The following is a 14,270-nucleotide window of genomic DNA, read 5'->3' as shown; positions in this document are numbered from 1 at the left end:
TGTCTGCTGCTTCATCTGCGGATAACGTTTGACCCCCATCAACGGTGGACCTTAATCAGCGTTGCCCTAGATCAAATCCGGGCCTGCCGAGCCATCTCAGCCCTTGCGAAGTCGCAGGGCATTGGCGATCACGGACGCCGAACTCAGGCTCATTGCCAAGGCCGCGATCATTGGCGACAACAGCCAGCCGGTGAAGGGATACAGCAGCCCTGCGGCAATCGGTATGCCCAGCGCGTTGTAGAGGAAGGCGAACATGAGGTTCTGTTTCATGTTCCCCACCGTTGCCTCCGACAGTTCCCGCGCCGTGGAAATCCCACGCAGGTCGCCCTTGACCAAGGTGACCTGTGCGCTGTTCATCGCCACGTCGGTGCCAGTACCCATCGCGATCCCCACGTCTGCCTTGGCAAGGGCGGGCGCGTCATTGATCCCGTCCCCCGCCATGGCAACAACACGGCCTTCGGCCTGCAGCCGCGACACCAGAGCCAGCTTGTCCGCTGGCTTGACCTCGCCATGAACCTCATCAATCCCCAGCTTTGCCCCCACCGCCTTGGCAGTGGTCATGCCGTCGCCCGTGGCCATGACGATGCGCAGTCCCGCCGCATGCAAGGTCGCCAGCGCTTCCGGCGTGCTGGCCTTGATAGCATCCGAGACCGCCAAAAGACCTTGAAGCTGGCCATCAGCTGCCAGGTACATCACGCTCGCCCCTGTGGCGCGCAAGGCCTCTGCCTGCGCAAGCAGCGGGTTCGCAGAAACCCCGACCTGCTCCATGAGGACTGTGTTGCCCAGGGCGAGCTGGCGTCCAGCGACCTGTCCGCGCACCCCGATGCCAGACCCGGACTCAAAGTCCTCGGGCTTGTCCAGGGCCAGCCCCTTGGCGCGGGCCGCTTGGACAATGGCATCGGCCAGCGGATGCTCGCTGCCTTGATCCAGACTGGCTGCCAGGCGCAGAACCTCATCCTCGGTCAGACCGGGCATGGCAACAACCCGCTCGAAGGAAGGCTTGCCCTCTGTGAGCGTGCCAGTCTTGTCCACGATCAGCGTATCCACCTTGCGCAGGTTCTCGATGGCTGCTGCGTCCCTGAACAGAACCCCGCTGGTCGCCCCCCGGCCGGTAGCCACCATGATCGACATGGGTGTTGCCAATCCCAACGCACAAGGGCACGCGATGATCAACACCGCAACTGCATTGACCAGGCCGTAGACCCAGCGTGGCTCCGGACCGAACAGGCCCCACGCGAACAGTGTGAGCAACGCGATACCCACCACGGCCATCACGAAATAGCCCGCCACCTGGTCCGCCATGCGCTGCATGGGAGCCCGTGAGCGCTGTGCCTGCGCAACCATCTGAACGATCTGGGACAGCATGGTGGCGGAGCCCACCCGCTCGGACCGGATCACCAGTGCCCCGTTGGTATTGAGCGTGGCACCGATGACGGCATCGCCAGGCCCCTTGACGATGGGCACCGGCTCGCCAGTGAGCATGGCTTCGTCCACCGCGCTGCTCCCCTCGACCACCACGCCATCCACCGGCACCTTCTCACCGGGACGTACGCGCAAGAGGTCTCCCACATGGACATGGGACAAGGGAACATCACTCTCCTGACCGTTGGCGTCGATACGCCGTGCGGTCTTGGGGGCCAGGCCCAGCAGCGATTTGATGGCGGCCGAGGTCTGGGAGCGTGCTTTCAGCTCCAGCATCTGGCCCAGCAGCGTGAGCGAGATGATGACAGCTGCGGCTTCGAAGTACACCGCCACGCGGCCCATGGCCTGGAACGAGGCTGGAAATACCCCAGGCGCCACGGTGGCAACCACGCTGTAGACAAATGCGGCGCCCGTGCCCAGGCCGATCAAGGTCCACATGTTGGGACTGCGGTTCGCGATGGACTGGGCACCACGCACAAAGAAGGGCCAGCCAGCCCACAGAACGATGGGAACGGTCAACACCAGCTCGATCCAGCTCTGGGTGGCCATTTCGAACCACTGCAGCCTGTGCCCCACCATGGCCAGAACAGTGACCACCACGGTCAGTGGCAACGTCCACCAGAAGCGATGCCGGAAATCCACGAGTTCGGCGTTTTCTCCCTCATCCAGCGTGGGGAGCATGGGCTCCAGCGTCATGCCGCATTTGGGGCAGTTCCCGGGATGGTCTTGCTGCACCTCCGGGTGCATGGGACAGGTGTAGATGGTGCCGGGCTGAGCTGCTTCTGGCTCACGCGCAACCTTCTCGGTACCGGGAGGCGTGACGGCGTACTTGTCCGGATCCTCAACAAACTTCGTTCGGCACTTGGCGCTGCAGAAGTAGTAGTGCCGCCCCTCATGCTCCGCCGAGTGATGCGATTGTTCCGTCACGTCCATACCGCAGACTGGATCTTTCAGTGCCGCCATGGGCGGCGGTGCATGTCCGTGGTGCCCCTCATGATGCAGATGGCCATGGTGGGTGTGATCGTGCGGTTCCGCGTTGGACATGAAAGACCTCCCTGCAAATGTGTTGTGTGCCTGCGAGATTATTTTTTGCTCGAATCGCCTGCGTGGGAGCCGTGCCCCCCGTGCCCATGGAAGAGGTGCATCAACGGGCAAGCCAGCAAGAGCAGATAGGGCCAATAACCCGCAATGTGCGACCAGTGTTCCCTGAGCAAGAAGAATGCCCCGATGAGCGCAAGCATGATCACTGCGCCAATCAATTTGCGGCTGCCTCCGCTGGCGTTGGCAGCTTCTGAATGCCCTGTGGTGTGGTCGTGGTTCATGACGATCTCCAAGAAGTGGCCATCGAGACAGTGATGGACCGTAGGGGAACGATAAGGGTTTACATGGTGGCAATGTCAAGCATGATCATCATCAATCCTTGACTTGCGTCACATGAATGGCGGTATGTCCAGGCGTTCAACTTTGATCGCAGCAATGCTTCCTTGCCGCCTTCCCTGGACCCTATGGGTGTTGCACCGCCTCGCCGGGGTGCGTCAATGTGTGCGGGTCGAGGGATTGCCGGAAGGAGCTGCAGATCGCGCAGCATCATCCTTGGAAGAGTCACCCGTGAGCATGCGGCCAGCGGCGTCCACCTTGACCATTCCCAGCCTCGGATGACTCCAGTAGCGTGCCGTTTCTTCCCCGACCTGCATCTTGACCGGCGATGCCTGGTCGCGTACCTCGTTGCCAGCGGAAGCTGCGAAAGCAACTGCACAAGCCATCGACAGCGCCGCGACAACGGCGGGTGCAAAGATCTTTTTGAACATGGTCTTAACCCTCATCATGAGTCATTGAAACGTCAGCCAGGCTGACGGCCCCACGCGGTCCGATGGGCTCGGTGCGCGTCGTGACGAGGGGAAGTTTGGAATACAGCAACACACCAGAAGATGATGGGTCGATGATATTTCTGTAATGCTGGCAGGCGCCGCTTTGGGCGCGCCGTGAAGCGTTTCGGGTGCTGAGAAATTTCACTCAGAAAAGTGTCCCTGCACCAAGTTCGCTCGGCGTTGGCTGTTGCTTGGCAAGTCGGCGCCAATCAATAGCGATTTGAGCTACTGTGCGGGCACTCTCATCATCTCGCCCGCTTCTCATCCTGCGCAGCAAGAAAGCTGCTTGACGTCCTTGCTGAAGGTCTGCGCCGCGAGCTTGAGTCCCTCGACCATCGTCAAGTAGGGGAACAACTGGTCGGCCAGCTCCTGCACTGTCATGCGGTGTCGAATTGCCAGGGCCGCCGTCTGGATCAATTCGCCAGCTTCCGGCGCGACCGCTTGCACGCCAATCAAGTGCCCGGTGGTATCGGTCACCAGTTTGATAAAACCACGCGTGTCGAAGTTGGCGAGCGCGCGCGGCACGTTGTCCAGCATCAACAGTCGGCTGTCGGTCTCAATGCCGTCATTGCGCGCTACTGCTTCGGTGTAGCCCACGGTTGCTACTTGTGGATCGGTGAACACCACGGCGGGCATCGCGGTCAGGTCGAGTGCCGCGTCCCCACCGGTCATGTTGATGGCCGCGCGCGTGCCTGCGGTTGCGGCCACATAGACGAATTGAGGCTGGTCGGTGCAATCGCCTGCCGCGTAAATGTTCCGGCCACTGGTGCGCATGCCCTTGTCAACGACGATGCCCCCCTGCGCATTGACTGTGACCCCCGCCGCGTCCAGCGCGAGGCTGTGCGTGTTCGGTGTCCGCCCCGTTGCGACCAGCAGCCTGTCAGCGCGGATATCTCCGGGCCCCGTCGTCAGCACAAATTCACCGTTAACATGCGCGACCTGGTTGGCTTCCCTGTGCTCCAGTACCTCGATGCCTTCGGCACGGAAAGCTGCAGTCATGGCCTCTCCGATGGCGGGGTCCTCCCGGAAAAACAAGGTGCTGCGCGCCAGAATCACTACTTTGCTGCCTAGCCGGGCAAAAGCCTGGGCCAGCTCCAGCGCCACCACCGACGAGCCAATCACAGCCAGCCGTTCGGGAACAGTGTCACTGGCGAGTGCCTCCGTCGAAGTCCAGAAGGGTGACTCTTTCAAACCCGGAATCGGCGGTAGGGCCGGACTGGCCCCTGTCGCGACCAAACAGCGGTCGAACACCACGGTCCGCTCGCCCCCCTCGCTCAAACGGACGACAAGGCTCCGATCGTCCTTGAAACGCGCTTCACCGTGCAACACCGTGATGCCTGGGTTGCCGTCCAGGATGCCTTCGTACTTGGCATGGCGGAGTTCTTCGACACGTGCCTGCTGCTGCGCTAGCAACCGCTCGCGCAGGATCGTCGGCGGTGTGGGTGGCATGCCCCCATCGAACGGGCTTTCTCGGCGCAGATGCGCGATATGCGCGGCGCGGATCACGATTTTGGACGGCACACAGCCAATGTTCACGCAAGTTCCGCCGATGGTGCCTCGCTCCACCAGCGTGACGTGCGCGCCTTGCTCGACGGCCTTCAGTGCTGCCGCCATAGCGGCTCCACCACTTCCGATCACGGCTATTTGCAGCGGACGCTCGTTGCCACGGCGCTTGTCAGCGCCCCCTGTCCACTGACGCACCTGATCGAGCGATCCAGCGTGGTTGTGTGTGGGGGGGACATCGGCGAGCATTGCTTTGTAGCCCAGTCTGGCCACAGCGGCAGTCAGAGCATCGGGCAATGTGCCCGGCAGGGTGACAAGTTGGGCAGTGCCTTCGGGGTGGGAGACAAATGCCGACTGTACGCCGGGCACGTCTTCCAAGGCTTTTTTGACGTGTGCCGCACACGAACCGCAGGTCATGCCGGTGATTGTCAGATGGGTCATGCGACAGATCCTTTTTGTTTGTGCGTGCCAGGTAACGGCATCACATGCGCTGCAGTGCAGTTGTCAATGCTTCACCGCTTGACACTGGATGGAAACCCCACCTCTGCGGTTGCCTTGGTCAGCTTCTGCACGCTGGTCTTTGCGTCATCGAAGGTGACAGCTGCGTCGCGCGTCTCAAAGGTCACCTCAACTTTGCTAACGCCTTCGATCTTGGAAAGCGCTTTTTTGACGATGATCGGGCAGGTGGAGCAGGTCATGCCGGGAATGGCCAGCATGACGGTCTGGGTGGCGGCCCACACGGGGACAATGGCCAGGGTGAGCGCCAGGGAGGCAAGTAGTTGTTTCATGAAGAACTCCTGTGATCAATAGAAAAATGGCATGACATAGGGGAACCCGAGCGCGACCACAATCAGTGCGGCCACGCTCCAGAAAATAAGCTTGTAGGCAGCTCGCACCTGGGGAATCGCGCAGATCTCCCCCGGTTTACATGCTTGCACCGGGCGGTAAATGCGCCGCCAGGCGAAGAACAGCGCCACCAGCGCGACCCCGATGAAGATCGGGCGGTAGGGCTCCAGCGCGGTCAGGTTGCCAATCCATGCCCCGCTGAATCCCAGGGTGATCAGGACCAGCGGTCCGAGGCAGCAAGTCGAGGCAAGGATGGCCGCCAGCCCTCCGGCGAAGAGCGCTGTGCGCCCGTTGTTTGGCTCCGACATGCGCTTGACCTTTCAAAATTGGTTGAATCCCGTAACCTTACTTCCGTAGTCATGTACGGAGTCAAGCGGTATGAAAGCCAATTTGGAGAGTTTTACGATCGGCGCTTTTGCCGAGGCGGCCGGGGTCAATGTAGAGACCATCCGGTTCTATCAGCGCAAGGGATTGTTGCCCGAGCCGGCCAAGCCTCACGGCAGCATCCGCCGCTATGGAGATGCAGATGTGACGCGGGTGCGCTTCGTCAAAGCGGCTCAGCGCCTGGGCTTCAGCCTGGATGCAATAGCCGAGCTGCTGCGGCTAGACGATGGAACTCATTGTGAAGAAGCCAGCGCACTGGCTGAGTCCAAGCTCAAGGATGTGCGCGAGAAGATAGCCGATTTGGCACGCATGGAGTCGGTGCTGTCTGAACTGGTATGCGCATGCCATGCGAGAAAAGGGAATGTCTCATGCCCGCTGATTGCGTCGCTGCAGGACGGCGGGAGACTCTCGTTGCCGCAATGAGGTGGCCGCAGTGTCGTATGACGCCCAGAACCGACGCGGGGGATGCACTCGGGTTTTAGTGGATTGCAGATTGCTGTCGAAAGCGTAATCAGGAGGTCACCTCCATGTGGGGCGGCAATTTTTAGACTTCTCTCCGTGGTGCAGAAATCGCCACCTGGATGAACCATATCGGGCATCCGGCGCCACAGGAGACCATCATGAAAGTTCGTACCGCAATCCTCGTCGCCAGCCTTGCCGGGTCCACTACTGCGTCCTTCGCCACTTCCGTTTACCACGCAAGCCCCAGCCAGGAGGAAGGCGTGAGCCTGGCCGCCGACCATCTGGGCAATGCGGTGAGCCGCCAAGCGGTTGAAAGCACCGTGCTGGCCGCTCAGAAGGACGGCACGCTGTACTGGATCAGCCGTGGCTATCCCGGTACCTATCCACTTGTCCCGGGCCCCAAGCTGACCAAGACCCGCCAGCAAGTCCTCGATGAGTTGCAGTCAGCCAAGCGCAACCCCGTCGGTCGTGACGGTGTGCGGGATATGGGCGGCGAAGCTGGCTGGGTCGATGCCCGCCAACTGCCCTGAACCCTCTCAACGATCACCGGCAACCGCGTGCCCTCCCAAACCGGCCTGCGGTTGCACCTGAACCATTGCCATTTACCCAAAAAGGAAATCCCATCATGAAACTGAAGTCCACCCTCATCGTCCTTTCCCTCATCGCCGCCCCCGCTTTTGCGTCGGACCAAGTGGTCAGCAAGACGCGCGAACAAGTGCGGGCTGAATTGGCGCAGGCCCTGCAAAGCGGAGACATGCTCGCTGCCGGCGAATCGGGTCTGACACTCAAACAGCTCAACCCCGCAGCGTACCCGGTGACAGCTTCGGCGCAGGCCCCCAAAACCCGCGACCAAGTGCGCGCAGAACTGGAACAAGCAATCCGCACGGGCGACATCCTGGCGGGCGGTGAATCGGGTGCCAAGCTCAATGAAGTGGTGCCTGGCCGCTACCCCGTAGTGGCCAACGCTTCTTCCAAGACCCGTGATCAGGTTAAGAGTGAGCTGGCGCGCGCCATCCGCGAAGGCGAAATCGTCGCTGTGGGCGAAGACGGCCGCAAGCTCAACGAAATCTATCCTGACCGCTACCACGCTGCGCACCATGCTGCCGTGGCCACCACCTCGGACGAATCCACCCAGGCCCCTCGGTTCTAAACGGGTTCTCCGGGCGGTCGGCGGCTGGTCTGGAGGGGTCTTTCTAAACAGGCCCCTCTCCAGTTGGTTCACCATGCATGTCTGCGGTGCCTGCAGCAAGTGCGTGCGACATCTGCTTTTGCATTGCTCCGACCTCCGAGCATCAGACCTGCATGTTCATCACATCGGTGTAGGCCTGGACAATGCGGTTGCGGCTCTGAAGCGTGGCCTGAAACGCGATGTTCGACTTGACGCCAGCGAGCATCGTTTCTTCGAGACTGACCGTGGGATTGCCGAGTGTGACCTCGCGGCTCAGGCGACCAGACTCACTCTGCAACTGGCTTGTGGTTGAAAGCGCCTGCTTCATCGCGTCCAGAAAACCGCCTCCCTGGATGCTCGGTGCTTTGGGCACAGAGTTTCCCAGCGAACTGACAGGCAATAGTGCATCCAATGGCTTTGTCGTGACGTTCATGCGGGGGCTTTCTGGGGGCGAGAGTTTACGAAGTTCTGCCTCGAAATCTGTACCGAGGCGATGCCCAATCGTAGAGATTGGAGTTCGACCTGTAGCTTTCGCAACGCAAGGCGCCACCCGTCAATCCCGCCGTTTGGGATAACAGAAACTTCATCTTGCCGACATCGCCGTGGGTCTCCGCTTCCTAGGGGCCCAAAGAGCCGAGCCCAAGCGAAGCGCGCCGCACGAAACAGCCGTGGCTCACAACCGCTGCGAAATCTCCAGCAACGGCTTGATGCTGGACCCAAAGCGGCTCATGGAGGCATGGTTCTGCTCCAGCTGGCTGTAAGGCAAGTACCGGATTCCCAGCTCCGACACCCTGGAGAAGGCAGGCCTTTGAAGTTGCTCAGCGACCTTGTCTCTGCGATTGTCTGGAGCCACCAGAAACAGGGCGCAGTTGCCTGCAACCGGCGTGCCCAGGGCCAGATCGAGCATGCGTACGATGCCCGAATAGATGGACGTGGTGTGTTCGACTTCGAATGCGGCGGCGAATTGCGAGGTCTGGGGATCAACCCATACAACATCGATCAGTCGCACGGACTCCAGTCCTCGGTCCAGGCTGGCGGGCAACTGCGCCATGCATCCATCTCCCAGCAACCCCCCGCCATAGGCGCGGCCCCGGTCGTTGGACGCGATCCAGACCTCAAATCCGAGCGCCTTGCCCAGGTCGCGCAGCGAGGCCTGGACACCCGTGTGGGTCGCATCACTCTCGGTCGCTTGGGACAGTTCCCGTTGCAATGCGGTGGATTCCTGGCGCACACGTTCAAGGTCTTCTTGCCAGAGAGCTGTCGCCGCTGCATCCATGGCTGGTGGCGGCGCTGCATATCGGCCACTGCCAATGTCAAACATGAGTCCCGCGATCGCACCCAGATCATTCGATAGCTTGAGCCGGTACTGCGCGTTCAGGCGCAGCAAGCCCTCTCGCATCGAGAGATAGTGGTCCCAGCGCCCGAGCTTCACGCGCCCCCCGGTCACCGCGTTGAAGCCATTGACAATGGCCGTATTAAAGGGGGACACCAACGTCGGGTGAATGAAGTACAGCAAGTTGGCAACCGCCGGGCCCAGGCCCTTTATGCCAATCTCATCGATGCGCTGTATGGCGGCCACTACGTCTTCTGCGCAGTCACAGCGATCGCAGGTGTGCAGGAGGTCCGCAAAGGCGCGCTGGTTGCTCGCATTCTCGTAGATATCCGGAATCCGCAGCTTGGGTTTCCAGAGGAAAGCGTGGTCCGCACCCTTGAAGATCTGGCGCTGCTCCGCCACGGACCCGACGATTGTCTCCAGCGAGGAGCCTCGGTAGGCGTTGCCAAACGTTCCGGCCCGGATGTCCTCCACCACTTGCGCAATGCCTCGGCGAATGGAGCGGAAGTTCTTGATCCGCTGATCCCACAGGAACCAGGTGTTGTAGGTGCTGCGCGGGTCTGCCTTCCAGCCGTCTATGAGGGTTACCAAGGGGTCATGCATCTGTCGTGAGGTGCTTGCCAATGCTCTGTGCACTGGGGAAATACATCGAAAAACAAGTCCTGCCATCCGCCGAACTCACAGAAATCCGTCCCCGGTGTGCGTGAACAATCGCCTGGGTAATGGACAAACCCAAGCCAGCACCATCGGAGTCCAGCTGCTTGCGCGACTTGTCTGCCCGAAAGAAGCGGTCGAACAGGCGGGGGATCATCTGCGCCTCGATGGAAGGTCCAGTGTTGACGACGTCCACGGTGGTTCCGTGCAGGCCCCCCTGGATGTCCACGACCACCAGCTCGCCTGGTGGGGTGTAGCGAATGGCGTTGGACAGGAGATTGCTGAGCGCCCGGCGCAACATCAACCGGTCGCCTGTGATCTCCGCCGTCCCGATCAATTGCAGTCGGACTTGCTTCTCTTCTGCCAAGGCCTCGTAGAAGTCAAACAAAGCCTGAGCTTCATCATGGACCGCGATTCTTTCCGTGCTGGGAAGAATGAGACCGTGGTCAGCCTTGGCCAGGAACAACATGTCAGCCACCATGCGGGCCAGGCGCTGGTACTCCTCGGCGTTGGAGGCCAGTATGTCCTGGTACTCCTCAGAGGAGCGAGCCTGGCTGAGTGTGACCTGCGTCTGTGTCATCAGATTGTTGATCGGCGTACGCAGCTCGTGAGCCAGGTCCGAAGAAAACTCGGACAGGCGGTCGAACTCCTCCTTCAAGCGCCGGAGCATCTCGTTGAGGGTGGTCGCCAGGTCGGCCATCTCCACCGGAAACTCCTGGGTCGGCATCCGCTCGTCCAGTCGCTGTGCCGTGATGGCCATGGCGCGGGATCGCATGGCCCGAAGGGGGGCCAGGCCATTCTTTGCGGCCCACCAGCCCAGAACCCCTGCCACCAGCGTTGCCAGTGCCACGTAGCCCACAAGCACCCAAATCAATCCGTACATGAAGTGCTTGTGGTGGGCAATGTCCACGGCCACCCAGACCTGCAGCGGCGGCTCGGCGGAATCCGGCAGCGTCACGGCTTCGGCCATCCCCCGGTACTCACGGTCCTTGATTCGCCACGAGGCGACCCCCAAGCGGGAATGCTGGGTCCGCACGCTCAAGTCCGCAGGAAACTCAAAGTCCTCCGTCGAGTACAGCGATTGACCATTGCGAAGCACGGTGACGAAGAGGCCCTCATGGCTGTGCACAACGTCATCCAGCCGCGTCTTCAGATCCTGCGGCGACTTCGATTTGCCGATGACCTCACGCGTCAGGTGAACCTTGTCACGCAGTGCATCGCGGTCAAGCTCGACGAAATGCCGGTCAATGGAAATCGCGACGAGAATCCCCAGGCCGATCAGCACCAAGGCGGACGCCAAAGTAAAAAAGACCGTCAGCCGTGTCGTGAGCGAGTACCGGGCTTTCACGCACGCTCCTGCGGCGCTTCAAGCACATACCCCATGCCTCGCACCGTCTGGATCAGCTTGGCGTCATAGGCATCGTCAATCTTGGCCCGAAGCCTGCGCATCGCCACCTCAATCACGTTGGAATCGCTGTCGAAATTCATATCCCACACCTGCGACGCGATCAGAGAGCGCGGCAGAACTTCCCCTTGGCGGCGCATCAGCAGTTCCAGGAGTCCGAACTCCTTGGCCGTGAGGTCGATGCGTTTGCCAGATCTGCTGACTCGCCGCCGCAAGAGGTCCAGTTCTAGATCGGCCACCTGGAGGACCGTTACCTCGGTGCCATTGCGACCACGCCTGAGGATGGTGCGCGCTCGCGCCAATAGCTCGGCAAAGGAAAACGGTTTGACCAGGTAGTCGTCCGCCCCCAGTTCCAACCCTTTGATCCGGTCTTGCACCTGATCCTTGGCCGTGAGAAACAGTACGGGCATCTCCAGGCCCCGGCGACGCAGATTGGTGAGCACCTGCCAGCCATCCATCCCAGGAAGCATCACATCCAGGATCACCAGGTCGTAGTCACCTTCCTGGGCCAGATGCAGGCCATCGACTCCGTTGTGAACCAGATCGGCGTTGAACCCTGCCTCACGCAAGCCTTGGCGCAGGTATTCGCCGGTTTTGATTTCATCCTCGACGATCAATATCTTCACGGGATCTCCCTGTCTGCGAATGACGGCAAGTGTGCCTGCAGATCGCGGGCTTTCTTTCAGATGACAAAGATGTAATTAAGCCGTTATGTCGGCGGAAGCCTTGGGATCACACAATGCGTTGCATCAAGAACGCATGGTGAACCTATGAAAATTTCCTGGCTTTCACGACCTATATCAACCCCCTGGCTGGCCGCCGCGCTAATAGCGCCGTCCCTGGCTCTGGCTCAGATGCCAGAGGGCGAATCCGCCAAGGTGGACTATCAGCTTTCGTACCGATCAGCCCTCTCGGGCTACGAATCCTACAAAGAGCAATCCGTCCAGCCCTGGAAAGCGGCCAATGACAAGGTGGGCGAGATCGGAGGCTGGCGCACCTATGCCAAGGAAATTCGCCAGACGGCACCCACAACCGGCCAGGACCAACCCGCGCAGGGCCATGACGCACACCACGGGGGCAAACAATGAACCGCCCCTTGCACACGCCCCGCGCCAAACTCGTGATCGCCGTGGCCGCAGTGGCGGTCTTGTCTGGTTGCGCCAGCGTGAATCTGGAGCAGAACCTCACCAGCGCCAATACAGCCGCAAGCGGTTTCACGGACGGCCAGCTTACCTTGGCCCGGGACCAGAGCGAGCGGGACGCCTTGCGCTAGCGCGCTTCGGATCTGCTGGCCAAGCCGCTCAGTCAGAAGGATGCCGTTCAACTCGCACTCGTCAATAGCCCATCGATGCAGGCCATCGTGGCCCAGAATTGGGCGGCTGCCTCGACTGCAGCCCAGTCCGGTCGGATTGCCAATCCCATTCTCAGCCTGGAGCGCGTTCGCCTGGGCAGCGAGACGGAGATCGGCCGCCTCCTGTCCTTCGGGCTGCTGGACCTGCTGACCTTGCCGACGCGCAAAGGCATCGCCGAGCAGCGCATCAAGCAGACCCAGTTGCGCCTGAGTAGCGACGTGGTGGACCAAGTGACGCAGGTGCGCCAGGCTTGGGTCCGCGCTGTTGCGGCGCAACAGACCCTGACTTACACCCAACAGGTCGTCGCCAGCGCCCAGGCCAGCGCCGAACTGGCCAAACGCATGCAGTCGGTGGGCAATTTCAACAAGCTTGACCGTGCACGCCAGCAAGCGTTCTATGCCGACACAGCGACCCAGCTGGCCAGTGCCCAGCACCAAGTCACGGCAGCCCGTGAGGAACTGGTCCGGCTGCTGGGTCTGGACGACAGCCAAGCCCAACAGCTCAAGTTGCCTGAGCGCCTGCCCACACTGCCCAAGGAGCCGCTGTCCCCATCGGACGCTGGCCGCCAAGCGTCTAAGGGGCGGCTGGATCTGCAGATCGCGAAGGCTGACTACGACGCAGCTGCACGCGCGCAAGGCTGGAACAGGATCACGACCTTCACAGACATCGAGTTGGGCGTGCGGCGCGACTCTGTCTTTGATGCCGCCGAGAACACCCACTCCACGCGGCGCGGCTTCGAGATCAGCCTGCAGCTGCCGATCTTCGACTGGGGGGGCATGCGGCGCGACGCCATGAATGCGCAGACCCTGGCTGCGGCCAACCGCCTGGAAGCAACTGCACGCGCGGCGGGTTCGAACCTTCGGGAGAGCTACTCCGCGTACCGCACTGCATATGACATCGCGCGTCACCACCGCGACGAGGTGATTCCCCTGCGAAAAACCATCTCCGAAGAAAACCAGCTTCGCTACAACGGGATGCTGATCAGCGTTTTCGAGTTGCTTGCCGACTCCCGCGACCAGGTGAACTCGGTGATGGCGGCCCTGAACGCCGAACAGCAGTTCTGGCTGGCGGACGCCGCCCTTCAGGCCTCTCTCATCGGCAAGCCCACCAGCGCTGGCGTCTCGGGCGGTGGCGCAGCCGCTGCCGAAGCCGGTGCAGGCCACTGATCCCCTCAAGGAAACCAACATGAATTCAAGAAGAGATTTTTTCCGGTTTGCTGGCATTGCCGGAGGGGCCGTGGCCGCAGCGAGTGTGAGCCGCGTGGCAATGGCCGCACTGCCAGAACCCGTGTACCAGACAAGCGCAGACACCATGGCGCCGCTGGTGCCCAACTCCGGGCGCCCCTACAACCCGGTGGTCACGCTCAACGGCTGGACGCTGCCCTGGCGCATGAACCAGGGGGTCAAGGAGTTCCACCTGGTGGCAGAACCCGTTGTGCGCGAAATGGCCCCTGGCTTCAAGGCCCACCTGTGGGGATACAACGGCCAGAGTCCTGGTCCCACCATTGAAGTGGTGGAAGGCGACCGCGTTCGCATTTTTGTGACCAACAAGCTGCCCGAGCACACCAGCATCCACTGGCATGGACAGCGTTTGCCCAATGGCATGGACGGTGTGGCGGGATTGAACCAGCCCGCAATCCAGTCGGGCAAGACCTTCGTCTACGAATTCGTGGCGCGCCGTCCAGGTACCTTCATGTACCACCCGCACGCCGATGAGATGACCCAGATGGCCATGGGCATGATGGGCTTTTGGATCACGCATCCAAAGACCAAGCATCCGCTGATTGATGAAGTGAATCGAGACTTTTGCTTCCTGCTCAGTGCCTACGACATTGAGCCCGGGGCCGCTACGCCGAAGGTCGCGGAAATGCTGA

General features: G+C 61.2%; 15 protein-coding genes and 1 pseudogene. 6 read left to right on the top strand and 10 right to left on the bottom strand.

Annotated elements, in window-relative coordinates:
• Window positions 1-96: 96 nt before the first annotated feature.
• The 6 genes from N4G42_RS06200 to merT all read right to left on the bottom strand — a co-directional run bounded on the left by N4G42_RS06200 (window position 97) and on the right by merT (window position 5,947).
• A complete protein-coding gene (locus tag N4G42_RS06200; RefSeq protein ID WP_409557801.1) occupies window positions 97-2,466 on the bottom strand; it encodes a heavy metal translocating P-type ATPase in 2,370 nt (789 codons plus the stop codon).
• Between the two features lie 38 nt (window positions 2,467-2,504).
• Entirely contained in the window at window positions 2,505-2,744 is a 240-nt protein-coding gene (locus N4G42_RS06195; protein WP_260666551.1) for a DUF2933 domain-containing protein, read from the bottom strand.
• Between the two features lie 213 nt (window positions 2,745-2,957).
• Window positions 2,958-3,230 carry a hypothetical protein gene (locus tag N4G42_RS06190; protein ID WP_260666550.1) on the bottom strand — a complete coding sequence of 91 codons (273 nt, stop codon included), beginning with the start codon at window positions 3,228-3,230 and terminating at the stop codon, window positions 2,958-2,960.
• A gap of 321 nt (window positions 3,231-3,551) precedes the next feature.
• Entirely contained in the window at window positions 3,552-5,234 is a 1,683-nt protein-coding gene (merA, locus tag N4G42_RS06185) for a mercury(II) reductase (RefSeq protein ID WP_260666549.1), read from the bottom strand.
• 71 nt (window positions 5,235-5,305) lie between these two features.
• Entirely contained in the window at window positions 5,306-5,581 is a 276-nt protein-coding gene (gene merP / locus N4G42_RS06180) for a mercury resistance system periplasmic binding protein MerP (RefSeq protein WP_260666548.1), read from the bottom strand.
• Window positions 5,582-5,596: 15 nt separating this feature from the next.
• Window positions 5,597-5,947, bottom strand: a complete 351-nt coding sequence (merT, locus tag N4G42_RS06175; RefSeq protein ID WP_108625377.1) for a mercuric ion transporter MerT — start codon at window positions 5,945-5,947, stop codon at window positions 5,597-5,599.
• A 70-nt stretch (window positions 5,948-6,017) separates the two neighbouring features.
• Between merT and merR the strand changes: the two genes are divergently transcribed.
• The 3 genes from merR to N4G42_RS06160 all read left to right on the top strand — a co-directional run bounded on the left by merR (window position 6,018) and on the right by N4G42_RS06160 (window position 7,635).
• Complete coding sequence (merR, locus tag N4G42_RS06170) at window positions 6,018-6,446, top strand: Hg(II)-responsive transcriptional regulator (protein ID WP_015012926.1); 429 nt, start codon at window positions 6,018-6,020, stop codon at window positions 6,444-6,446.
• A 197-nt stretch (window positions 6,447-6,643) separates the two neighbouring features.
• Complete coding sequence (locus N4G42_RS06165; RefSeq protein ID WP_015012979.1) at window positions 6,644-7,015, top strand: hypothetical protein; 372 nt, start codon at window positions 6,644-6,646, stop codon at window positions 7,013-7,015.
• A gap of 95 nt (window positions 7,016-7,110) precedes the next feature.
• Window positions 7,111-7,635, top strand: coding sequence for a DUF4148 domain-containing protein (locus N4G42_RS06160; RefSeq protein WP_260666543.1), 525 nt, complete (start codon window positions 7,111-7,113; stop codon window positions 7,633-7,635).
• Between the two features lie 142 nt (window positions 7,636-7,777).
• On the opposite strand, the gene fliE is transcribed toward N4G42_RS06160, so the two are convergent.
• The 4 genes from fliE to N4G42_RS06140 form a co-directional block, all read right to left on the bottom strand.
• Complete coding sequence (gene fliE / locus N4G42_RS06155; protein WP_116750483.1) at window positions 7,778-8,086, bottom strand: flagellar hook-basal body complex protein FliE; 309 nt, start codon at window positions 8,084-8,086, stop codon at window positions 7,778-7,780.
• 240 nt (window positions 8,087-8,326) lie between these two features.
• A complete protein-coding gene (locus tag N4G42_RS06150) occupies window positions 8,327-9,589 on the bottom strand; it encodes a type II restriction endonuclease (protein ID WP_260666542.1) in 1,263 nt (420 codons plus the stop codon).
• Complete coding sequence (locus tag N4G42_RS06145; protein WP_060984149.1) at window positions 9,582-10,988, bottom strand: heavy metal sensor histidine kinase; 1,407 nt, start codon at window positions 10,986-10,988, stop codon at window positions 9,582-9,584. Before N4G42_RS06145 ends, N4G42_RS06150 begins: the two co-directional genes overlap by 8 nt.
• The gene (locus N4G42_RS06140; protein ID WP_015012920.1) at window positions 10,985-11,671 is read right to left on the bottom strand and encodes a heavy metal response regulator transcription factor; all 687 of its coding nucleotides are present in this window, start codon (window positions 11,669-11,671) and stop codon (window positions 10,985-10,987) included. The genes N4G42_RS06145 and N4G42_RS06140 overlap by 4 nt, the downstream gene beginning before the upstream one ends.
• A 144-nt stretch (window positions 11,672-11,815) precedes the next feature.
• Between N4G42_RS06140 and N4G42_RS06135 the strand changes: the two genes are divergently transcribed.
• From N4G42_RS06135 to N4G42_RS06125, 3 genes and pseudogenes are all read left to right on the top strand, one after another.
• Window positions 11,816-12,133 (top strand): hypothetical protein, encoded by a 318-nt coding sequence (locus N4G42_RS06135; RefSeq protein WP_260666541.1) that lies wholly within the window; start codon window positions 11,816-11,818, stop codon window positions 12,131-12,133.
• Window positions 12,130-13,563 (top strand): annotated as a pseudogene (locus tag N4G42_RS06130) (TolC family protein). The gene N4G42_RS06135 and the pseudogene N4G42_RS06130 overlap by 4 nt, the downstream one beginning before the upstream one ends.
• A gap of 19 nt (window positions 13,564-13,582) precedes the next feature.
• Window positions 13,583-14,270, top strand: a 688-nt coding sequence (locus N4G42_RS06125) for a multicopper oxidase domain-containing protein (protein WP_260666540.1), incomplete at its 3' end; no start/stop codon positions are given.

It is taken from the genome of Acidovorax sp. K2F (assembly GCF_025246485.1).
GTDB classification, from domain to species: Bacteria; Pseudomonadota; Gammaproteobacteria; order Burkholderiales; family Burkholderiaceae_C; genus Acidovorax; species Acidovorax delafieldii.
This window is presented reverse-complemented; position numbering and strand designations above follow the sequence as displayed.